This is a genomic window from uncultured Jatrophihabitans sp. (assembly GCF_964246335.1).
Classification (GTDB): Bacteria; Actinomycetota; Actinomycetes; order Mycobacteriales; family Jatrophihabitantaceae; genus Jatrophihabitans.
Genome location: NZ_CAXTQF010000073.1, coordinates 1 through 16053, shown reverse-complemented (window position 1 = coordinate 16053; position 16053 = coordinate 1). Strand labels below are relative to the sequence as shown.

16 protein-coding genes are annotated in these 16053 nt (G+C 69.9%); 6 read left to right on the top strand and 10 right to left on the bottom strand.

The window, feature by feature from the left end; all coding sequences use genetic code 11:
• The first annotated feature begins 53 nt into the window (after nucleotides 1–53).
• The gene (locus ACFFCN_RS16235; RefSeq protein ID WP_375493315.1) at nucleotides 54–974 is read left to right on the top strand and encodes an LLM class F420-dependent oxidoreductase; all 921 of its coding nucleotides are present in this window, start codon (nucleotides 54–56) and stop codon (nucleotides 972–974) included.
• Nucleotides 975–976: 2 nt separating this feature from the next.
• Here ACFFCN_RS16235 and ACFFCN_RS16230 read toward each other — a convergent pair whose 3' ends face one another.
• Genes ACFFCN_RS16230 through ACFFCN_RS16210 form a run of 5 tightly spaced genes read right to left on the bottom strand, consistent with a single transcriptional unit; the run spans nucleotide 977 to nucleotide 4838 of the window.
• On the bottom strand, nucleotides 977–1330 hold the full coding sequence (locus ACFFCN_RS16230) for a hypothetical protein (RefSeq protein ID WP_375493313.1): 354 nt from the start codon (nucleotides 1328–1330) through the stop codon (nucleotides 977–979).
• A 4-nt stretch (nucleotides 1331–1334) separates the two neighbouring features.
• The gene (locus ACFFCN_RS16225; RefSeq protein ID WP_375493311.1) at nucleotides 1335–1940 is read right to left on the bottom strand and encodes a response regulator transcription factor; all 606 of its coding nucleotides are present in this window, start codon (nucleotides 1938–1940) and stop codon (nucleotides 1335–1337) included.
• Nucleotides 1937–3133 carry a sensor histidine kinase gene (locus ACFFCN_RS16220; RefSeq protein WP_375493309.1) on the bottom strand — a complete coding sequence of 399 codons (1197 nt, stop codon included), beginning with the start codon at nucleotides 3131–3133 and terminating at the stop codon, nucleotides 1937–1939. The genes ACFFCN_RS16225 and ACFFCN_RS16220 overlap by 4 nt, the downstream gene beginning before the upstream one ends.
• An 11-nt stretch (nucleotides 3134–3144) precedes the next feature.
• Nucleotides 3145–3879, bottom strand: coding sequence for an ABC transporter permease (locus ACFFCN_RS16215; protein ID WP_375493307.1), 735 nt, complete (start codon nucleotides 3877–3879; stop codon nucleotides 3145–3147).
• On the bottom strand, nucleotides 3876–4838 hold the full coding sequence (locus ACFFCN_RS16210; protein ID WP_375493305.1) for an ABC transporter ATP-binding protein: 963 nt from the start codon (nucleotides 4836–4838) through the stop codon (nucleotides 3876–3878). The genes ACFFCN_RS16215 and ACFFCN_RS16210 overlap by 4 nt, the downstream gene beginning before the upstream one ends.
• A gap of 121 nt (nucleotides 4839–4959) precedes the next feature.
• Here ACFFCN_RS16210 and lysS point away from each other — a divergent pair, with 121 nt between their 5' ends.
• On the top strand, nucleotides 4960–6462 hold the full coding sequence (lysS, locus tag ACFFCN_RS16205; protein ID WP_375493303.1) for a lysine--tRNA ligase: 1503 nt from the start codon (nucleotides 4960–4962) through the stop codon (nucleotides 6460–6462).
• Between the two features lie 101 nt (nucleotides 6463–6563).
• The gene (locus ACFFCN_RS16200; protein WP_375493301.1) at nucleotides 6564–6902 is read left to right on the top strand and encodes an Lsr2 family protein; all 339 of its coding nucleotides are present in this window, start codon (nucleotides 6564–6566) and stop codon (nucleotides 6900–6902) included.
• 16 nt (nucleotides 6903–6918) lie between these two features.
• On the opposite strand, the gene ACFFCN_RS16195 is transcribed toward ACFFCN_RS16200, so the two are convergent.
• Nucleotides 6919–7635, bottom strand: a complete 717-nt coding sequence (locus ACFFCN_RS16195; RefSeq protein ID WP_375493299.1) for a dienelactone hydrolase family protein — start codon at nucleotides 7633–7635, stop codon at nucleotides 6919–6921.
• A 68-nt stretch (nucleotides 7636–7703) separates the two neighbouring features.
• Between ACFFCN_RS16195 and ACFFCN_RS16190 the strand changes: the two genes are divergently transcribed.
• Both ACFFCN_RS16190 and ACFFCN_RS16185 read left to right on the top strand, forming a co-directional pair.
• Entirely contained in the window at nucleotides 7704–8402 is a 699-nt protein-coding gene (locus tag ACFFCN_RS16190) for a hypothetical protein (protein ID WP_375493297.1), read from the top strand.
• A 179-nt stretch (nucleotides 8403–8581) separates the two neighbouring features.
• Entirely contained in the window at nucleotides 8582–11092 is a 2511-nt protein-coding gene (locus ACFFCN_RS16185) for an ATP-dependent Clp protease ATP-binding subunit (protein ID WP_375493295.1), read from the top strand.
• A 412-nt stretch (nucleotides 11093–11504) separates the two neighbouring features.
• Here ACFFCN_RS16185 and ACFFCN_RS16180 read toward each other — a convergent pair whose 3' ends face one another.
• Entirely contained in the window at nucleotides 11505–12404 is a 900-nt protein-coding gene (locus tag ACFFCN_RS16180) for an A/G-specific adenine glycosylase (RefSeq protein WP_375493293.1), read from the bottom strand.
• An 85-nt stretch (nucleotides 12405–12489) separates the two neighbouring features.
• On the opposite strand from ACFFCN_RS16180, the gene ACFFCN_RS16175 reads away from it, so the two are divergent.
• Nucleotides 12490–13161 (top strand): hypothetical protein, encoded by a 672-nt coding sequence (locus ACFFCN_RS16175; protein WP_375493291.1) that lies wholly within the window; start codon nucleotides 12490–12492, stop codon nucleotides 13159–13161.
• Here ACFFCN_RS16175 and disA read toward each other — a convergent pair.
• The 3 genes from disA to ACFFCN_RS16160 form a co-directional block, all read right to left on the bottom strand.
• Nucleotides 13154–14233, bottom strand: coding sequence for a DNA integrity scanning diadenylate cyclase DisA (gene disA, locus ACFFCN_RS16170; protein ID WP_375493289.1), 1080 nt, complete (start codon nucleotides 14231–14233; stop codon nucleotides 13154–13156). The genes ACFFCN_RS16175 and disA overlap by 8 nt on opposite strands.
• A gap of 9 nt (nucleotides 14234–14242) precedes the next feature.
• Complete coding sequence (locus ACFFCN_RS16165) at nucleotides 14243–14824, bottom strand: DinB family protein (protein ID WP_375493287.1); 582 nt, start codon at nucleotides 14822–14824, stop codon at nucleotides 14243–14245.
• 9 nt (nucleotides 14825–14833) lie between these two features.
• Nucleotides 14834–16053 (bottom strand): ATPase domain-containing protein (locus tag ACFFCN_RS16160; RefSeq protein WP_375493285.1); only part of this gene is annotated, 1220 nt, incomplete at its 5' end.

The window sequence follows — 16053 nt, the reverse complement described above, 5'->3', positions numbered from 1 at the left end:
CACCCCGCCCGCACCCCAGCTGCAGTGGCCGGCCGCCCGCTTAGGCTCGGTTCATGGATCTGCACATCATGACCGAGCCGCAGCAGGGCGCGACCTACGACGACCTGCTGCGCGTCGCGAAGGCGGCGGAGGATCTCGGCTTCAGCGGCTTCTTCCGCTCCGACCACTACCTCGCGATGGGTGACGTGGACGGGCTGCCCGGCCCGACCGACGCATGGCTCACGCTGGCCGCGCTCGCGCGCGACACCGAGCGCATCCGGCTCGGCACGATGGTCAGCCCGGCGACGTTCCGGCTGCCGGGCCCGCTCGCGATCAGCGTCGCGCAGGTCGACCAGATGAGCGGCGGCCGGGTCGAGCTCGGCCTCGGCGCGGGCTGGTTCGACGCCGAGCACAGCGCGTACGGCATTCCGATGCCCGAGACACGCGAACGCTTCGACCGCTTCGCCGAGCAGGTGGAGATCGTCGACGGCCTGCTCAGCACGCCGGCGGGCCAGCACTTCAGCTTCGAGGGCGCGTACTACCGGCTGACCGACGCGCCGGCACTGCCCAAGCCGGTGCAGGCGCCACGGCCACCGCTCATCCTCGGCGGTGCCGGCAAGAAGCGCGGAGCGGCACTGGCCGCCCGGTTCGCCGACGAGTTCAACGTGGCGTTCGCGACGGTCGCGCACACCGCAGAGATCTTCGAGCGGGTGCGTGCCGCCGCGCGCGACTCGGGACGCGAACTCGGCTACAGCGCCGCACAGACCGTGTGCGTGGGCCGCGACGACGACGAGGTGCGTCGTCGCGCCGAGGCCATCGGCCGCCAGGTCGACGAGCTGATGGAGAGCGCCGTCGCCGGTTCACCGCAGCAGGCCGTCGACCGCCTCAACGAGCTCGGCGGGATCGGCGCCGGCCGCGTCTACCTGCAGGTGCTCGACATCGACGACCTCGATCACCTCGAGCTCGTCGCGAACGAGGTCCTCCCGCACGTCTGACATCAGGTCCAGTCGCGGAAGACCACACAGACCGTTGTCGCGTCGAGCATCGCGAACTCGCGCGGCCCCCACGGCTGTCGTTTGACCTGCGGCAGGTTCGGGTGCAGCAGGTCCGGGCGTCGGCGTGCGATGTCGGCGTACACGGCGTTGATGTCGTCGGTCTCGATCGCCAGTTCCGGACGGTCGTTGTCGGCCGCCTCCGCATTCTCGACGAGGTAGAGCTTGGCGTTGTCGCGGGCGGCCACCACGAGATCGCCGTCGCGGTGCAGGACTGTCATGCCGACGCCGTCGACGAACAGGTCGACGCCGACCGACACGTCGGCGTAGAACACCGTGGGGATCAATGCGGTCAGCACGGCGTCACAACCAACCGCGCTCGTCGGCAACCCGGCCCGCCTCGACGCGATTGCGGACACCGGTCTTGGCGATGGCGGCGGACAGGTAGTTGCGCACCGTCCCCTCGGACAGGAACAGCTTCGCCGAGATGTCCGCGACGGTCGCGCCGTCGCGTGCCGCGACCAGCACGTCCCGCTCGCGGCCGGTGAGCGGGGACGCGCCGCCGGCGAGCGTCTCGGCCGCCAGCGCGGGGTCGACGACGCGCTCACCGCGGGCCACCCGGCGTACCGCGTCGGCGAGTTGCTCGGCAGGCGCGTCCTTGACGACGAATCCGGACGCGCCGGCCTCCATCGCCCGCCGGAGGTACCCCGGCCGACCGAACGCGGTGAGCATGATCAGCTTGCAGCTCGGCAGCTCCTGGGTGATGGCCGCCGCGGCGGCCAGGCCGTCCATCCCCGGCATCTCGATGTCCAGGAGGGCGACGTCCGGCTTCGCGTCGAGCGCGGCGCGCACGACCTCGTCGCCGCGCCCCACCTGCGCCGCGACCTCGAAGTCGTCCTCGAGCTCGAGCAACGCGGCCAGCGCCGAGCGGACCAGCGTCTGATCGTCGGCGAGCAGCAGGCGGATCACGCGCGCACCGACTCCGGCTGTGCCGCGGGTGCCGCGTCCGCCACGTCGATAGGCACCTCCGCGCGCAGGCAGAACCCGTTGAGCTTTGACGCCGCGGTCAGCGTCCCGCCGTACGCGCTGACGCGGTCACGCAGGCCCGCGATCCCGCTGCCCTTGCACGCGCCCGGGCCCGCGCCGTGGCCGGTGTCGGTGAGCTCGATCCAGTTGTGGCCGAAGTTGATCGAGCACTGCTCGGCGCGCGAATGCCGCACGATGTTCGTCACGCCCTCGCGCACCACCCAGCCGAACAGCTCGGACAGCCGCGACGCCACGATGTCGACCGACGCCGGCATCTCGGCGGTGATGGCGGCGGCGCGCAGCACCTCGCGCGCGGTGGCGAGCTCACCCGCGAGCGTCACCTCGCGGTGTCCGGAGACCGCTGCGCGGACGTCGCCCAACGTGCGGCGCGACAACTCCTCCACCTCGGTGATCTCGGTGTACGCGCGCGCGGTCTCGCCGCGCTCGCCCAGCTTGCGCGCGAGGCCGGCCTTCACGGTGATGGTGGTCAGCGAGTGGCCGAGCAGGTCGTGCAGGTCCCGTGCGATGCGCGAGCGTTCGTTCTCGGCGGCCAGCCGGGCGACCTCGGCACGCGCTGCGGCGAGCTCGCGGTTCGACTCGATGACGTGGAAGAAGCCGAACATGGCGAAGCCGACGAGCAGCGTCGTCGCTCCGTCGTTCCAGTCGACCGACTGGTGCCACGACGGTATGGCCGGCGGCAGGAACGTCGCCACCAACGCGTAGGTGATGACCGCGCCCCACGACCACCGCTGCCGCGCCGCGATGGTCAGCACCGCGACGTAGACGAGGAAGACGAACGCGTCGGAGTGTGCGAAGAACAGCTCGGCGAAGGTCAACACGATCGTGAGCGCGTAGAGGTACCAGAACGTCCGGATGCGGTGGGCCCGCGTCACCGGCAACGCCACGATGTAGCAGGCCGCGAACAGGCCGACGATCACGTATCCGACGACCGCCGCGGCCCCGGCCACATGCTGGTGCACGCCCGACACCGTCTGCCCGAGATACACGAGCCACACGCTCGGGAAGACGTAGCGCTGCCAGCCGCCGCTCCACATCCGGGCGATGTCCTGACCGCCGGGTGTGTGCGCCGCCGACGGCTCGTCGGCGGCCGCCGGGCGTTGCGCAGTGGTGGTCATGGCGTCAATGCTCACACCTTGCGGGTGTCGCGGCGATACGCCCAGGCGGCGAAGGCGCCCGCGGCCACGGCCCAGGCGGCCACGACCAGCCAGGCGAGCGCCGTCCAGGACTGGCCGCCGATGCCGTTCTTCCCGGCCTGCACCAACCAGAACGACGGAATCGCCCGCACGAAGTCGTGCATGAAACCGTGATCGCCGCCGATCGGGAAGTAGGCGCCGCCGAGGATCGCGAAGAAGGACACCCCGATGCCGATCACCGGGCCGAGTGCGTCGGCCGAGATCAGGTGACCGAGAGCGATCCCCAGCGCGGCGAACGGGATCAGTGCGACGACGACCAACCCGACCGTTTTGGCCCACTGCGCGAACGGCAGATGCACGCCGAGCGAGAGAGCGGCGAGGGTCAATAGCAGCATGACCAGGATCGCCAGGAAGTAGGACGTCAGCACCTTTGTGCGGATATAGGTGCCCGCGGGCAACGGGGTCAGCCGCAGCTGCCGGTTCCAGCCGACCTGGCGCTCCACCGCGATGCGCGCACCGCCGGCGAATACCGACGCGATGGTGCCCAGCGCAAGCATCCCGGCGAAGTAGAACCTGCCGAACGTGATCCCGTCGACCACCGTCTTGTTGGCGCCGCCGGAGCCAGCGATTGCGTAGAAGACGACGAGCGGGATCACGAGGGAGAAGACGAAGCTCTGCCGGTTGCGGATCAGCCGCAGCAGTTCGTACCGGGTGTACGTGGCATTCATGATGCGACTCCTTGTGTTTGCTCGCTGGCTGGCTCGTCGTGCTGGTCACCGGTCAGAGCGAGGAACGCTGCCTCCAGGCCGGCGCCGCTGATCTCGATGTCTTTCGCGTGCGGGTAACCGCTCAGCAGAGCGCGGACGGCCGCGTCCGAATCGGTGCAGGCGAAGATGACCTGCTCGCCGCGGCTGTCTGTGCTGGTGACGCCGGGCAGTTGCGCCAGGGCGGCGAGGTCGGCGTCCGGAATGGTGGCCCGCATGGTGCGGCCGCCGACTGCAGCCTTGATCTCACCGGACGAACCGTCCGCGACGACCTGGCCACGCGCCATGAGAATGATGCGGTCCGCGTACTGGTCCGCTTCCTCGAGGTAGTGCGTCGCGAACAGCACCGTCTTGCCGCCTTGCGCGAACGCGCGGACCGCCTGCCAGAACGTGTGCCGCCCTTCGACGTCCATCGCGACCGTCGGTTCGTCCAGGATCAGCAGGTCCGGATTGCTGACCAACGCCATGGCCGCGCGGACGCGTTGGGTCTGGCCGCCGGACAGCTTGTTCGTGCGGCGTTCGGCGATGTCACCGATCCCGGTGATCCGCATGACCTCGTCGACGGGCAACGGCTTCGGGTAGAACGAGCTGAGCATCATCAACAGCTCCCGCACCGAGATGTAGCCGAGCAGGCCGCCGTTCTGCAGCATCGCGCCCACGCGGCCGCGGCGGATCGCTTCGGTTGGGCTCGTGCCCAACACCCGGACCTCGCCGTGATCAGGTTCGCTGAGTCCCGTCAGCATGTCGATGGTGGTCGACTTGCCGGCACCGTTCGGGCCGAGCAGCGCGACCGTCTCCCCGGGCGCGATCGAGATGTCGATGCCGCGCACGGCATGCACCGGGCCCTGCGCGGACCGGAACGTCTTCTGCAACCCGACCAGTTCGATCCCAGCACCGGCAGGCTGCGTGTCGTTGATCGTCATGACCGACAGCGTGCCGCATCGTCGGGACGGGAAGCAGTGCTTTTCTGTGCGTTTCGCGAGATGACTTTCGTCAGCCCAGCACCGGGAATTGCGCGCACGACGGCCGATAGGGTTGCTTCTCGTGAGCGACCCGGCCGACCGCGACGAGGCACCGGACGACCTTCCCGAGCAGCCGCGGGTCCGCCGCGCGAAGTACGACCGGCTCGTCGCGCAGCCGGATCACGCGCCGTACCCCGTGCGAGTCGCGCGGACCGAATCGTTGGCCGGCGTGCGCGCCGCCTACCCCGAACTCGAACCGGACACGGAGACGGGCGCGTCGGTCGGCATCACGGGTCGCGTCATCTTCGTGCGCAACACCGGCAAGCTGTGCTTCGCGATGCTGCGCGAGGGCGACGCCGAACTGCAGGTGATGATCTCGCGGGACCGCGTCGGCGAGCAGTCCCTCGCCGCCTGGAAGGCCGATGTCGACCTCGGCGACCTCGTGTTCGTGCACGGCGAGGTGATTTCGAGCAAGCGTGGCGAGTTGTCGGTGCTGGCCGACGACTGGCAGGTGACGGCGAAGGCACTGCACCCGCTGCCGGTCGCGCACAAGCCGCTGTCGGACGAGACGCGGGTGCGCCAGCGCTACGTGGACCTGATCGTGCGAGCCGACGCCCGGCGCATGGTGCACGCGCGCGCCGACATCCTGCACTCGTTGCGCAGCACGCTGCGCGAACGTGCTTACCTCGAGGTCGAAACCCCGGTGCTGCAGACGGTGCACGGCGGCGCGGCGGCGCGTCCGTTCCGCACCCACATGAATGCTTTCGACCTCGACATGTCGCTGCGCATTGCGACCGAGCTCTATCTCAAGCGCTGCATCGTCGGAGGCCTGGAGCGCGTTTTCGAAATCGGCCCGATGTTTCGCAACGAGGGTGCCGACTCCACGCATTCCCCGGAATACACGCACCTCGAGGCGTACGAGGCATACGGCGACTACGACACGATGGCGCAATTGACGCGGACATTGATCGTGGACGCCGCCGACGCGATCGGCGCCGAACACGCGATCACCCTGGACGGAACCGCCGTCGACCTGCGTGGGGAATGGCGCTCGATCACGGTGCACGACGCGGTGTCCGAGGCCCTCGGCGAGCAGATCACGCCGGACACCGAAACCGCCGAACTGCGGGCATACGCCGCGGCCGCGAATGTTGCGCTGGACCAGCAGTGGGGCGCCGGCGAAATAGTTCTCGAGTTGTACGAGAAGCTGGTCGAGCACACCTTGATGACGCCGACCTTCGTGCGTGACTATCCCGTTTCGGTGCGTCCCCTCGCCCGGCCGCACCGCGACGACCCGCGGCTTGCCGAGGCGTGGGACCTCATCATCGGCGGTGTGGAGATCGCGCCGGCCTATTCGGAGCTGGTCGACCCGGTTGAACAGCGGCGCCGGCTGATCGAGCAGGCGCGCCTTGCCGCCCGCGGCGATCCGGAGGCCATGGAACTGGACGAAGATTTCCTGCTCGCCCTCGAATACGGCATGCCGCCGACCGGGGGAATGGGCATGGGGGTCGACAGGCTCGTGATGACGCTGACCGGAAAGGGAATTCGCGAGACGATCCTTTTCCCGTTGGTCAAGCCACTTTGATTGCACAGCCGACGAGGGTATTGCCGTAATTTCCCCCGGGTGAATCGTCGTCTGCGCTATTGTCGGCGCAGCCGGTTATTTCATGGGAAAGGAATTCTGTAATGGCGCAGAAGCACATCGTGCAGTTGATCGACGATCTCGATGAAGGCAAGGCCGATGAAACGGTCAGTTTCGGCCTGGACGGCACGACGTATGAGATCGACCTCTCGAACAAGAATGCCGCCAAGCTGCGCGACGCAATGGCGCAGTACGTCGCGCACGGGCGCCGCGCGTCCCGCTCGGGTGCGCGCTCTTCTGCCGGCCGCCGCGCGCGCAGCGAGCGCGGTGACCGCGAGCAGACGCAGGCCATTCGCGAATGGGCGCGCAGCAACGGGCACAAGATCGGCGACAAGGGCCGCATCCCGGCGACGATCCTCGAGGCCTACAACTCCGCGAGCTGACGCACCCGACGCGGGCTCAGGCCGTCAGGTAGCGCGCGAGGAACTCCTCGATGCGCCGCCAGGCGTCCGGTGCCGCCTGCGGGTCCGGACCCACGTGCGCGATCCGCTGCAGCGCGTGGGTCGGCGCCGGGCCGAAGTACTCCTCGTTCAGGAAGCTGTGCCCCGCCGTCGGGTACTCCTTGACGTCGTGATCGACGCCCAGGTCGGTGAGGGTGCGCTCCACCTTCTGTGCGGCGCCGCGCAGCGACACGTCCTTGCCCCCGTAGCTGGCCACGATCGGGCAGGCGCCGGCGAGCGCAGCCTCGGCATTGCGGGGCGGTTGGCCGTAGTTCGCTGCCGAGACGTCGAAGCCGTGATTGGCCGTGACGAGCGCGAAGCCGCCGCCCATGCAGAAGCCGATGATGCCCACCTTGCCGGTGCAGTCGGGGTGCTCGCGCGTGTAGTCCTGCGCGGCGTCGATGTCGTCGATCGCCTTGCCGCGGCCGGCGAACATCGCTCGGAACGTGGCGATCAGGCAGCGCCGCGCACCTCCGTCGCTGAACAGGTCGGGCAGGACGGCGAGGTAACCCGCGGCGGCCAGCCGGTCGGCCTGCCGGCGCATCTCCGCCGTGTCGCCGAACAGCTCGTGGATGACGACGACGCCCGGGAACGGGCCGGCGCCCGCAGGGCGCGCCAGATAACCGCGCAGGACCTGGGAACCGGCGCGCGGCGAGTCGATCGTTATCTCGGGCATCGGCACCTCACCTGACGACGTGTCACGGGAATTCGAGCCTATCGGCGTGGCCGGGGCTACCCTCCACCATGCCCATCCGCAAGATCGACAGCGGCAGCCGGTGGCACGCCGACAATGGCGACGTCGAGTTCGTCGAGGACGAGTTCGATGACGCTGCCGTCCCCGACGACAGCCTCGACGACGGGTACGGACCGAATCCGCTGACGCCGGTGCACAACGCGCTGCGCGCGCGTCCCGCCCTGGTCGTGGTGGCCGTCGAGGTACTGGTCGTGCTCGTGCTCGGCAACCAGTGGATGGTCGACCACGTAGTAGTGAAGGCCGCGGACAGTGACGATCAGATCCACGCGGGGCTCGCGAACGGCCTGGGCTTCTTCAGTTGGCCGCTATCGGGCGTCGGGTCCGGGTGGTTCGTCGCATCGGGGATCCTGCGCGCGCTGGCCTCGTTCGCGGTGACCTTCCTGCTCGCGCGCCCGGCGCTGCGCGCACCCGACAGGCCGGCCCGAGTGGTGGCGGTGGCCGGTGCGGTCGTCGTGTCGGCGCTCGTTGCGCTGCTCCTCGCACGAGTCGTCGGGTATCCCGGCCTGGCCGACTTCTACGCCCAAAGCTCCAATTTCTTCGACCGCCGACCGTCCTTCGCGCAAACCCTGTTCTTCGGCAGCGTGCCCGGCGGTGCGGTGCTGTTCGTGGCGCTCGTTGCGCTGCTCGCGGCCGCCTGCGTGGAGTTCGCTCTGCGACCCGTCGCGGCGGCGCGTTCGCGCAGAGCGTAGCCGGCGCTCAGCGCGCGAATCCGGGCATCAATCACGCCATTACATCGTTGACATGAGTAACCGCGGTGTCCTCGTGCCGGCACTGCGGGCCGCCCGATCGTCGTCGGGCGCGACCTGTCCGTCACATACGCGGACTACAGTCGTCACCCTGAGCAACAAGGCGCGAAGGAGCTGCCCAGATGTTCGAACGGTTCACAGACCGCGCACGTCGCGTCGTCGTCCTGGCCCAAGAAGAGGCCAGGATGCTCAATCACAACTACATCGGCACCGAGCACATCCTGCTCGGGCTGATCCACGAGGGCGAGGGCGTCGCTGCCAAGGCCCTCGAATCCCTCGGCATCTCGCTCGACGCGGTGCGCCAGCAGGTCGAGGAAATCATCGGCCAGGGCCAGCAGGCGCCGAGCGGGCACATCCCGTTCACGCCGCGGGCCAAGAAGGTCCTCGAGCTGTCGCTGCGCGAGGCCCTTCAGCTCGGCCACAACTACATCGGCACCGAGCACATCCTGCTCGGCCTCATCCGTGAGGGCGAGGGCGTGGCGGCTCAGGTGCTGGTCAAGCTCGGCGCCGACCTGAACAAGGTGCGCCAGCAGGTAATCCAGCTGCTCAACGGCTACCAGAGCAAGGAGCCGGCCGGCACCGCTTCGGAGGCCACGCCGTCCACCTCGCTCGTGCTCGATCAGTTCGGCCGCAACCTCACCCAGGCCGCGCGCGAGGGCAAGCTCGACCCGGTCATCGGCCGGGAGAAGGAGATCGAGCGCCTGATGCAGGTGCTCAGCCGCCGCACCAAGAACAACCCGGTGCTGATCGGCGAGCCGGGCGTCGGCAAGACCGCCGTCGTCGAAGGCCTGGCCCAGGCCGTCGTCAAGGGCGAGGTCCCCGAGACGCTGAAGGACAAGCAGCTCTACACGCTCGACCTCGGGTCGCTGGTGGCCGGCTCGCGCTACCGCGGTGATTTCGAGGAGCGCCTGAAGAAGGTGCTGAAGGAGATCCGCACCCGCGGCGACATCATCATGTTCATCGACGAGATCCACACGCTCGTCGGTGCCGGTGCTGCCGAGGGCGCCATCGACGCCGCCTCGATCCTCAAGCCGATGCTGGCCCGCGGTGAGCTGCAGACGATCGGTGCCACCACGCTCGACGAGTACCGCAAGTACCTCGAGAAGGACGCCGCACTCGAGCGGCGCTTCCAGCCGATCCAGGTCGGTGAGCCGTCGGTGGCGCACACGATCGAGATCCTCAAGGGCCTGCGCGACCGCTACGAGGCGCACCACCGCATCTCCATCACCGACGCCGCGCTGGTGTCGGCGGCGGGATTGGCCGACCGCTACATCAGCGACCGGTTCCTGCCGGACAAGGCGATCGACCTCATCGACGAGGCCGGTGCGCGCATGCGGATCCGCCGGATGACCGCACCGCCGGACCTTCGCGAGTTCGACGAACGCATCGCCGGCGTGCGTCGGGAGAAGGAGTCCGCGATCGACGCGCAGGACTTCGAGAAGGCCGCGTCCCTGCGCGACCGCGAGAAGACGCTGCTCGGCGACAAGTCCAAGCGTGAGGCCGAGTGGAAGGCCGGCGACCTCGACGTCGTCGCCGAGGTCGACGACGAGCAGATCGCCGAGGTGCTGGCCATCTGGACGGGCATCCCGGTCTTCAAGCTGACTGAGGAGGAGACCGCCCGGCTGCTGCGCATGGAGGACGAGCTGCACAAGCGCGTCATCGGTCAGGAGCAGGCGATCAAGGCCGTCTCGCAGGCGATCCGGCGCACCCGCGCCGGGCTGAAGGACCCGAAGCGTCCCGGTGGTTCGTTCATCTTCGCCGGCCCGTCCGGTGTCGGGAAGACCGAGCTGTCCAAGACGCTCGCCGCGTTCCTGTTCGGCGACGACGACGCGCTGATCCAGATCGACATGTCCGAGTTCCACGACCGGTACACGGTCTCGCGGCTCGTCGGTGCGCCTCCCGGCTACGTCGGTTACGACGAGGGCGGCCAGCTGACCGAGAAGGTGCGGCGCAAGCCGTTCAGCGTCGTGCTCTTCGACGAGGTCGAGAAGGCGCACCCGGACGTGTTCAACACGCTGCTCCAGGTGCTCGAGGACGGTCGGTTGACCGACGGTCAGGGCCGGGTCGTGGACTTCAAGAACACGGTGCTGATCCTGACCACGAACCTCGGCACGCGTGATGCCTCGAAGTCCATCGGCACGCTCGGCTTCGCCGCCGACAGCGGGACCGGTGACTACGAGCGGATGAAGAACAAGGTCAACGACGAGCTCAAGCAGCACTTCCGGCCGGAGTTCCTCAACCGCATCGACGACATCATCGTGTTCCACCAGCTGACGCAGGACGAGATCGTCAAGATCGTCGACCTGATGGTGGCTCGGCTCGACGTGCAGTTGCGCAACAAGGACATGGGCCTCGAGCTCACGTCCGAGGCGAAGGCGCTGCTGGCGAAGAAGGGTTACGACCGCTCGCTGGGTGCCCGGCCGTTGCGCCGCACGATCCAGCGCGAGATCGAGGACCCGGTGTCGGAGAAGATTCTCTTCGGCGAGCTCGCCGCGGGGCAGATCGTCGTCGTCGGCACCGAGCCGGTCGACGCGATGAAGAAGGACGGGCCGGAGCGGTTCACCTTCCGTGGTGAGGCCAAGCCGTCCGCGATCGCGCTCGACGAGCCGACCGCGGGTGTCAGCGCCGACTGACGCACAGCCGCACCGAGACGGGCCCGGACGCACAGCGTCCGGGTCCGTCTCCTGTTCCGGACCCTTCGCGCAAGCGCTCAGCGTGGTGGTCCCTCGCGGCCCGCTTCCCCCGCCCAGCTGCACTTTTCCTCGCCTACCGGCGTGGAATCGGCCGCTCAGCGCCCGCAACTGAGGAAAGGTCACCGGACACGGCGGCAAGGATTGTTGACGGCCGGCATCGGCGCATAGCAGCGCACGCTCAGGGCCAGTGGTTCGGCCGGTGATGCCTTTCCTGCGCAGTGGTCGCTGCGGGCGGATTTCAGCGACCAGCAGGCAGGCAAGGCGCCGGCGGCGGCCCCAGCGCCGGCGGTGGCTGCGGCTCCGGCGGTGGCTGCGACGCCGGAGGCCGCGGCGTCAGTCGTGCCGGCCGAATTCAGCGAGGGCCGGGTAACGCGTAGGTGCCGTCCGGGCGCGGGTCGACCAGGCCGTCCACCGCCAGGCTGTCCAGGGCGCGCTCACGCTGAACGTCGTCGCGCCAGACCAGGTCCAGCGCATCCTTGGCGACCGGGCCCTCGGCATCGCGCAGCACCGCCATCAGCCGGCCACGCACCTCGCGGTCGGTGCCGGCGAAGCGCTGCGTCCGCGCCACGGGGCCGGACCATGCCGGCGCGCCCGCGCGCTGCCACGCGCATCGGCTGCGCAGCGGGCACTGAGCGCACCGTGGCGCACGCGCCGTGCAGACGAGCGCGCCGAGCTCCATCAGTGCGACGCTCACCCGCGCCGCCCGCGCAGGAGCGGCAGGCAGCAATCGTTCGACGGCGGCAAGGTCACGCGTCACCGCCGGCGGTCCAGCCTGGGCAGCACCGTCCACGGCGCGCGCGACCACGCGGCGCACGTTGGTATCGACGACAGGCACCCGCGCGCCGAACGCGAACGCGGCGACGGCGCGCGCGGTGTACGCCCCGACGCCCGGCAGCGTGAGCAGCGTGTCGACGTCGTCAGGCAGCTCACCGGCAAAGCGATCGCGCACCTGCACCGCGCACTCGCACAGGCGCAGCGCACGCCGCGGGTAGCCGAGCCGACCCCAGGCGCGCACCGCGTCGCCCGGTTCGGCCGCTGCGAGGTCGGCAGGGTGCGGCCACCGCGTCAACCAGGACTCGTACGCCGGCAGCACGCGCGCGACCGGGGTCTGCTGCAGCATGACCTCGCTGACCAGCACCGCCCACGGGCTCGCGTCGGGACGCCGCCACGGCAGGTCACGCGCGGACGCCGCGTACCAGTCCAGCAACGGGTCGACCAGCTCCGGCCCGGGCTCACGTGGCTCGCGTGGCACGGCCGCATCGTCGCATGTCGTGTCCCTGAGCGTTCGCGCGCGTCGTCCCGTGCTGCCGGGCGGCATTGGTTAACGTGTCTGGGACATGTTCCATCCAATCGGGTCACAGCCGCCGTCGGTCTATTGGCGACGCCGCTTGGTCGTCGTTGCCGCGGGCGTACTGCTCGTCGTGCTCATCGTGCTGACCGCCAACGCGCTCGGCGGCAGCGACGGTCGGGCATCGACGGCCCCCAGCTCGTCGCCGTCGCGCGTGGCGCCGACCTCGCGGGCCGCCGCGGCGCCGGCCACGTCCGCCACCACGTCCCGCTCGACCGGTGCGAAGTCCCAGTCGAGCGCGGCCGCGACGACCCGGAGCACGACTGCGCCGATCGGCCGGTGCACTGCCCAAGCCCTGGCGGTCGTCGCCGCCGTCGGCCAGCCGGCCTACAAGGTGGGTCAGGACCCGCTGCTGCAGCTGCAGGTCACCAACACGAGCACGCGCCCGTGCGTGCAGGACCTCGCCGACGCGCAGGTCGAACTGCGCGTCTACAACGGCGAGTCAAGGGTGTGGGGCAGCCACGACTGCAAGACCCAGCCGGGCACGCTGGATCGCACGCTCTCGCCGAACGTCGCGGTCAAGGTCGCGATCAGCTGGACCGGCCGCAGCTCGCAGAAGGGGTGCAAGGGCACCCGGCAGCAGGTCGGCGCCGGCAGCTACACGCTCTATGCGCTGCTCGGCGGCCACATGGGCAAGGCGGCGCAGTTCTCGATCAGCTGAAGCGGTCGATGATCGACACTTCGGCGAGGCGGGAGATGCCCTCGCGGACCGCCTTCGCGCGGTCCTCGCCCACGCCTTCCACCGCCAGCAGATCCTCGACGGACGTGGCGAGCAGCTTCTGCAGGCTGCCGAAGTGCTCGACGATGCGATCCAGAGTCGGCGCCGGCATGCGCGGCACCCGGGCGAGCAATCGGTAACCGCGCGGACTGACCGCCGAATCCTGCCCCTCCGGGGTGCCCGTCATGCCCATCGCGCCGGCCACCCGGGTGAGATCGAGCAGTTCGAGGGCGTCGAGGTCGGCCAGCTCACCGAGCATCGCGGCGGTGCTCGGTGCGTTGCGGCCACCCGGTACGTAGTCGCGCGCGATGAGTTCGCGGTCGGCGTCCACCCCGGCCATCAGCTCGTCGAGCTGCAGGGCCAGCAGCCGCCCGTCGGTGCCCAGCTCGACGACCTGGCCGGTGACCTCGTCGGCGATCCGGCGCACCATCTCCAGACGCTGCGCCACGATGGCGGCGTCGCGCACGGTGACGAGATCTTCGATCTCCAGCGCCGACAGCGCGTGCGACACCTCGTCCAGGCGCGTCTTGTAGCGCTCCAGCGTGGCGATCGCCTGGTTGGCGCGCGAGAGCAGTTCGGCCACACTCTCCAGCACGTAACGGCCGTCGCCGATGTAGAGGCTGACGATGCGCATCGACTGCGACACCGAGATGACCGGGAATCCGGTCTGCAGGGCCACCCGCTGGGCGGTGCGGTGCCGGGTGCCGGATTCCTCGGTCGGGATGGCCGGATCGGGCATCAGGTGCGTCGCGGCCTGGCGGATCCGTGTGCCGTCGCTGCTCAACACGACGGCGCCGTCCATCTTGCACAGCTCGCGCAGCTGGGTCGCGGAGAACTGCACATCCAGCGGGAAGCCGCCGGTGCACAGGCTCTCGACGACCGGATCCCAGCCGATGACGATCAGGCCGCCGGTATTGCCGCGCAGGATGCGCTCCAGCCCGTCACGCAGCGATGTGCCCGGCGCGACGGTCGCCAGCACGCCGCGCAGGACGTCGTCGCGTTCGGTGGTCGGCACAGGCTCAGTCTAGAGAGACTGGCGCGCTATTTGCTCAAGTCGCGCGCGGTAATCGCGCCACCAGTTGGCGTCGACATCGGGCAGATTCGCGTTGTCGGCGCGCACGCCGACGCGTTCGTCGATGAGTTCGCGCACGATGTCGGCCTGCCCGGCATGCCGCGCGAGCTCGTCGATCAGGTGCACCAGGACGTAGTGCAGCGAGACGGGGTTGCGCTCTGCCGGCCACCACGGCACCTCGCCCAGGGCGTCGAGGTCGTGCGAGTCGACCATCTCGTCCGACGCCGCCCATGCGTCGTGCCAGAACCGGACGATGTCGGCACGCGACTCGTCGGCCGCGGCGAACATGTCGGCCTGCAGGTCGGCGTCGTCGGCGAACCAGGGCTGGTCGTACGCGAAGCGCCTGCCGAAGGTGTCGCACAAGTAGCCGGAACCGACAGCGGCGGTGTGCTTGACAAGGCCCAGCAGATTGGTGCCGGTGGGTGTCATCGGCCGGCGTACGTCGTAGTCGCCGAGGCCGTCGAGCTTCCACAGCAGTGCGTCGCGGGTGCGCCGCAGGTACCGGTGCAACGTGGCCTTCGGGTCTTCTGGCATGGACGCTGCTCAGTGCACCGAGCTCAGGCCGGACCGGCGTAGCGCAGCGATCCCCTCGGTCAGGTTGCCGACCTCGACGAGTGTCGCGGCGGGCAGCCGCCCGGCGAGCCGGCCCCGGCTGCCCGCGGGAACGAGCAGCCTGCCGAACCCGAGCCGCGCGGCCTCGGCGACGCGCTCGGCGCGCCGCGGCCCCGGCCGCACGTCGCCGGACAGCGCGACCTCGCCGCTCGCGCCGAGATCGAGTGGCACCGGCTGACCCTGCTCGGCGCTGATCACCGCGAGGCAGACGGCGAGGTCGGTGCCCGGGTCGGACACCCGCATCCCGGCCACCGTGGCGAGGAAGACGTCCTTGTCGTAGAGCCGCAGCCGGCCGGCGCGCTCGCTGACCGCGATCAGCATGGCGGTGCGCGCGGAATCCAGGCCCGAGACGCCGCGCCGCGGGTTCGGGTTCGTGGTGGGCGCGACCAGCGACTGGATCTCCGCGGTCAGCGCGCGGTGGCCCTCGATCGTGGCGGTGACGCAGGTGCCGGGCACCGGCAGCTCGCGGTGATCGCGGAACAGACTGCTCGGGTCGACGACCTCGCGCATGCCGGCATCGGTCTGTTCGAAGGCCGCCACCTCGAGCGAGCCGAACCGGTTCTTGACCGCGCGTAGCAGCCGCAGCGAGGTGTGCCGGTCGCCGTCCAGGCTCAGGGTGGTGTCGACGATGTGTTCCAGCGCGCGCGGGCCGGCGACGGTCGAATCCTTCGTCACCTGCCCGACAAGCATCAGCACGACGCCTTTGGCCTTGGCGACGCGCGAGAGAACCGACGCGACCTCCATGGTCTGCGTGACACCGCCGGCCCGGCCGTCGAGCTCGGTCGAGGCGATCGTCTGCACGGAGTCGACGATCACCATGGCCAGATCGGGCCCGGCGGCCTCGATGTGCCCGAGGACGCCGGCGAGATCGGTGTCGTCGGCGAGCAGCAGGCCGGGGTTGCTGGCACCGATGCGTTGCGCGCGGACCGCGATCTGCTCCACGGACTCCTCACCGGACACGTAGAGCACCTGGCCTGCGCCGAGCCCCGCGACGGCGTCGGCCACCGCTAGGAGCAGCGTGCTCTTGCCGGACCCCGGTGGGCCGCTGCACAGGCACACCTGGCCGGCGACCAGGCCGCCGCCGAGCACGCGGTCGAATTCGCCGATGCCGGTGCGCATGCGGCGCACCGGCGTGCCGGTGACGACCTCGG

Excerpts from the sequence above, each read along its gene's own strand:
- ACFFCN_RS16235 (WP_375493315.1), top strand. The coding sequence starts at position 54 with ATGGATCTGCACATCATGACCGAGCCGCAGCAGGGCGCGACCTACGAC.
- ACFFCN_RS16220 (WP_375493309.1), bottom strand. The coding sequence starts at position 3,133 with ATGACCACCACTGCGCAACGCCCGGCGGCCGCCGACGAGCCGTCGGCG.
- ACFFCN_RS16215 (WP_375493307.1), bottom strand. The coding sequence starts at position 3,879 with ATGAATGCCACGTACACCCGGTACGAACTGCTGCGGCTGATCCGCAAC.
- ACFFCN_RS16210 (WP_375493305.1), bottom strand. The coding sequence starts at position 4,838 with ATGACGATCAACGACACGCAGCCTGCCGGTGCTGGGATCGAACTGGTC.
- ACFFCN_RS16200 (WP_375493301.1), top strand. The coding sequence starts at position 6,564 with ATGGCGCAGAAGCACATCGTGCAGTTGATCGACGATCTCGATGAAGGC.
- ACFFCN_RS16195 (WP_375493299.1), bottom strand. The coding sequence starts at position 7,635 with ATGCCCGAGATAACGATCGACTCGCCGCGCGCCGGTTCCCAGGTCCTG.
- ACFFCN_RS16190 (WP_375493297.1), top strand. The coding sequence starts at position 7,704 with ATGCCCATCCGCAAGATCGACAGCGGCAGCCGGTGGCACGCCGACAAT.
- ACFFCN_RS16185 (WP_375493295.1), top strand. The coding sequence starts at position 8,582 with ATGTTCGAACGGTTCACAGACCGCGCACGTCGCGTCGTCGTCCTGGCC.
- ACFFCN_RS16175 (WP_375493291.1), top strand. The coding sequence starts at position 12,490 with ATGTTCCATCCAATCGGGTCACAGCCGCCGTCGGTCTATTGGCGACGC.
- ACFFCN_RS16165 (WP_375493287.1), bottom strand. The coding sequence starts at position 14,824 with ATGCCAGAAGACCCGAAGGCCACGTTGCACCGGTACCTGCGGCGCACC.